Here is a 1,250-nt window from a genome sequence, read left to right on the forward strand (position 1 = left end):
TAAAGAGATCTCCTGAATAACGGATCGTGATAGTCATGGCACCACTCATCGTGATTCCTGAAACATCCAATAGAATATCGGTTCCTAGGTTTTCTTCAGATACCGGATTCCCGATAAACTCTGAGCTATAATTAAATGCTGATCCTATTGTATCATCAAAATCTCCAAGATAATTGAACTGAATAGTAGGACTTCCTGTTGAAGAAAATGAATCCCCTAAATAATTTAATACTCCGTAACCAATCCCTTTATGAGGAATACCTCTCAAATTTTCTTTGACACTCACCAAAGCCGGCTGACTCTCATTGCTGATGTCTAACGAAAAAGGATACACACTGGTGAACCATCCTACTGTTCTGCTGATATCAAGGTCAGTACTCATCACCTCTCTACCATGACCTTCCATCAGCACCTTGGTCTTGTTAATACCAAACTGATCCTGTAAGGATAAGGCCAATCCCGTCAATAAAACATCATTAATCTCTGCACTGTATTTCTTACCTGCACGCGTCTGTAATAATTTCGTAGACAATTCATTTAAGGAAAAGCTGATGCTGCTATCTAAAATATGTTTGCCTTTTGCAGGGTAATCGGTTGGAATAACCGGATAAATCTCTGATTCTATACCTTCCCAATACAAACGCTCTTGGGATAAAGAAGAACTATTGCTATACTTCTCCAATGCTGCTCCCCAACTCTGGAAAGAATCTGTTTTGGAAGGAAGTTCATAAGATACTCCTTTCATTCCCGATTCATATAAGCTTCCTAAATCTTCAAGCAAAATCCTCCAGGAAACTCCGTCAACCACAAGGTGGTGAATAACCAATATGATTCGGTCACCATCACTCATCGAAACATGTCCTATATGGAATAATATTCCGGATTCTATATTGACGGCGCTTTGGAGACGATCTCCTATTTTTTGTAAAGAACTCTGCTCGTTTTCAAAAGAGCCTTCTTCTCTGATATCAAAATATTCAAAATGATAATGATGACCTTCTGATCCTGCATTATATTGATTCCACTCACCTTCTTTCTGGCTATACACCATTCTTAAGGCATCATGGTGTTCTACAAGACGTTTGATCGAAGATTCCAAGACAGAACCTGATAGTCTTTCATTGCTCTTTAAAATAACAGACTGATTATAATGATTTTTATTGGTGATCCCTTCACTTTCAAAGAAATACCTCTGGATAGGAGTTAGAATACTTTCTCCTGTAACTTCAGACTGGTCGATTTTAGCAACA

At 38.3% G+C, this 1,250-nt stretch carries 1 protein-coding gene; it reads right to left on the minus strand.

Annotated elements, in window-relative coordinates:
* Window positions 1-1,250: condensation domain-containing protein (locus tag AC0INN_RS21730; RefSeq protein ID WP_306615100.1), on the minus strand; the 1,250-nt coding region annotated here is incomplete at both ends.

The organism is Chryseobacterium subflavum, from assembly GCF_055762745.1.